The organism is Bacteroidales bacterium (assembly GCA_018334875.1).
Taxonomy (GTDB): domain Bacteria; phylum Bacteroidota; class Bacteroidia; order Bacteroidales; family UBA12077; genus JAGXLC01.
This window is the reverse complement of sequence record JAGXLC010000439.1, coordinates 1-3,332: the sequence shown is the minus strand read 5'-3', so window position 1 is coordinate 3,332 and position 3,332 is coordinate 1. Positions and strand designations below refer to the sequence as shown.

Genomic DNA, 3,332 nt, shown 5'->3' with positions numbered 1-3,332 from the left:
TTGCATACCTGCCGGAAAGATAAACTAATCTTCCTCAATAACCTTAAATCCCAGGGAAAGGGTTGCCGCCACACTGGAATGATCGTAAAAAATCCCATAACCGTTTATGCCCAATGCAAACCAATCGGTGATGTTGTAAGTGTACTTCACCGCCAGATTCAGTCCGATATCACTAAGCCGTTCATTGCCAATACGCATGGAGCTTTCATCCCCGGTTCCATCAGCATAGGCTTTGTTATTTCTCTGAAAGTTGAAACTAAAGCCGGTACCCAGTATGATCCTGTGTTCATCATATTTTAGCGGCGTATAATATCCGTTTATTCCCACCGAATACAAAGATATATTGTTAATTTCCTGATATCCTCCAATATCCTGGGGGCTGTCAAATCTACGGATATCATCATTCAAACCTTCATAGGTGTTGGTGTAAGTAAGGTTTGCACCAACACCAAATTCTTCATGGAATGAATAGATCACCTCATTCTGCAGGGACATTCCCATGGTGTTATTTATATATCCCGGACCATATAAGAGGTTCACATCCAGCTCGTGATACTCGTCATCATCCTGCGCCTGTAGCTGAAAAGCGCCAAATAATAATACTAAGAATAACGTCAATTTTTTCATTTTGGTTGCTTTTTTTAGGATTATACTTAAATAGTGTTTGTCCATAAAGTCAAAGAGATTTGAAAGAGTCTTGTCTGGAATGTTCGCTGGCAAGGCTTTCTAGTTTTGAATGCCAGGAGTTTACTTGATGTAATTGACTGGCATGAAAAACGAGCGTAACGCAGCCAGCGGATATTATAGACAGACTCTAAATAAATTCCCGAAGACAACAAATATATTATAAATACATGGCATATTACAAGTTAAAGTCCAAAAATGTTTTATGATATGATTGTTAAATATAAAAGAAAAAAGTTTTAACCTGTTATTATCGCCCAATTCATTTTATAATTGAACCCCATCCCTGCCCCCGTATGCCCGCCTGATGCGGGCAGACGGGGGCACATAGAAAGAAATGTTGTGAATAATTATCAAAAAATATTATATTGTGGCAGTCAAATGGAACCAATTTCAAGTATTAACCAATTATAAAAACATGCTATGAGACCTGAATTTCGGAAAACAATGAAGATTTTCTCAAAACCCGTTCATGTATTCCTTATCGGAATAATAATTATGCTTACTTCCTGCGGACCGGAAGAGCTAACCGAAGATGATTTCAGTTTTGAAGGGCCGCTGGGATCCGATGGTACCACCATTGAAAAACTGGGCACCAATTATTTTAAGGTTAAGCTGGGTCATGCCCCGGAACATACGGACTGGCCGAACAAGCTAAATTTTCGAATTCTGGATAATGCAAAGGGAAATTCCCTGCGGCTTGTTGTAGAGGGTCCTCCTAACTATTCATTCAATGAATATTTCCAGTCGTGGTCGTACGATGGGAAAAACTGGCAGCCCATTCACTGGGAAAACGGCCATCAGGAGTCGCCCAAAGTGGACTCGCTTATCTTTCCCACTTTTAAACAGGACCAGGTACACTGTGGTACTCAGGTTCCGCTTTCCTTTGAGCAGCTCGAGGGCATGATCAAAGAATGGCGCACCAGCCCTTACGTAAAGGTTAACACATTAGGAAAATCCATTCATGGAAGGAATCTCTACCGTCTGGAGATTACCGATCCTGAGAGCGATCAGCCACGAAAAGAACGCTGGGTACATTATTTTGCAAACCAGCACCCGGGAGAGCACAACTCGCAGTGGCGAATGATCGGAATGATAAAATGGTTGCTCAGTGATGAAGCCACAGAATTCCGAAAGCATTCCATCTGTCATTTCATTCCGATGATGAGTCCAGATGGCCCTTCGCGTGGATGGTACCGTGTCAATGCAGAAGGCGTGGACATGAACCGCAGTTACAGGCCGGAAGGTGCTGACTCAACGGAACAGGCCCACGAGGCTTACATAAGCCAGAAGGATCTGGAGCAAATTATGCAATCGGAAGCACCGGCAACCACCATTTGGTCAATGCACACGTGGCAGGGACCGGTGGAACCTCTTTTAAGGCCCGGCCCGGAGATCGGGAATGAAGTAGCAGAATGGACCCGGTTACGGGACATTATCAGGAGCCATGATCCCGATACCCTTGTCGAGGACCTTGATGTTCGCACCGGAGAACCGGGTTATGGCTATGTAAGCTGGTCGGCCGGCCCGCACAAACAATTTGGTATCTCATCCGTGCTCTGTGAAGGCGCCGGGAACATCTATACCAAAGAAAACAACATTCGGTCGGGTGAAATATTGATAAAGAGCCTGGCAGAATATTACAACGGGGATGGAAACAATTGATCCTAAATTAGATAGACTGGAAATCCTAATTTCATTTTCTGCCTAAAAATGCAAAGAAATAAGAAGTAAGGTGCTAATAAAAAGACTATTATATGAATAAAAAAGAATGTTTTTCCCGGCTTCTCAAGGGTGAACCTATTGACCGGACGCTTTTCCGTCCGATCGTGATGCACTTTGCCGCCCGTTATGCCGGCCATACATACGGTGAGCTGGCTTCTGACTACAAGGTGCTCGTTGAATCGAACATGCGTGTGATGGAAGATTTCGACACCGATATGGTGGGTTTGATATCGGATCCCTACCGGGAGACTTCAGCTTTCGGAGCGCCGGTAGAGTTCCTGCCTGAGGCTGTACCCCGTTGCAATACAAAAATTGTTACTTCCTATGAAGACGTTCAGGCGCTCAAAAACCCTGATGTGTATAAAAGCGAACGCACCCGTGACCGTATCAAAGGCGCCGAATATTACCAGCAATTATTAAAGGGAGAAGTACCGGTTATAGGCTGGATAGAAGGTCCGCTTGCCGAAGCTGCAGACCTTGCAGGTGTTTCGGAAATGCTTATGCAATTGATGACCGATCCGGATTTTTCCAATAGCCTTCTGGACAAATGCGTCGTTACAGCCAAAGACTTCGCCAAAGCTCAATTAGAAGCCGGATGCGATATCATCGGAATGGGAGATGCCATCTGCTCCCAGATTGATCCAAACACCTATGCAACTTATGTCAAAGACCGCCAGAAGGAAATTGTTGACTTCATCCATGAACAGGGTGGTCTGGTAAAATTACACATCTGTGGCGACATAACCCATCTGCTAAGTGAAATCAAAGATCTGGGAGTTGACATCCTTGACCTCGACTGGCAGGTAGATCTTGAAGAGGCTTATAAAATTGTCGGACCGGATGTGATTCGTTGCGGCAACATCAACCCTGTGGATATTCAGGACGGCTCGTATGAAGAAGTGAAAAAAATCTCCAGGACACTT

The 3,332-nt window shown here is 44.3% G+C and carries 3 protein-coding genes; 2 read left to right on the top strand and 1 reads right to left on the bottom strand.

Going from position 1 to position 3,332, the window contains the following annotated elements:
- Nucleotides 1–24 precede the first annotated feature (24 nt).
- Complete coding sequence (locus tag KGY70_19470; GenBank protein ID MBS3777383.1) at nucleotides 25–627, bottom strand: hypothetical protein; 603 nt, start codon at nucleotides 625–627, stop codon at nucleotides 25–27.
- A gap of 504 nt (nucleotides 628–1,131) precedes the next feature.
- On the opposite strand from KGY70_19470, the gene KGY70_19465 reads away from it, so the two are divergent.
- Together KGY70_19465 and KGY70_19460 are read left to right on the top strand one after the other, a co-directional pair.
- Nucleotides 1,132–2,349, top strand: a complete 1,218-nt coding sequence (locus tag KGY70_19465; GenBank protein ID MBS3777382.1) for a hypothetical protein — start codon at nucleotides 1,132–1,134, stop codon at nucleotides 2,347–2,349.
- 92 nt (nucleotides 2,350–2,441) lie between these two features.
- Nucleotides 2,442–3,332, top strand: an 891-nt coding sequence (locus KGY70_19460; GenBank protein MBS3777381.1) for a uroporphyrinogen decarboxylase family protein, incomplete at its 3' end; no start/stop codon positions are given.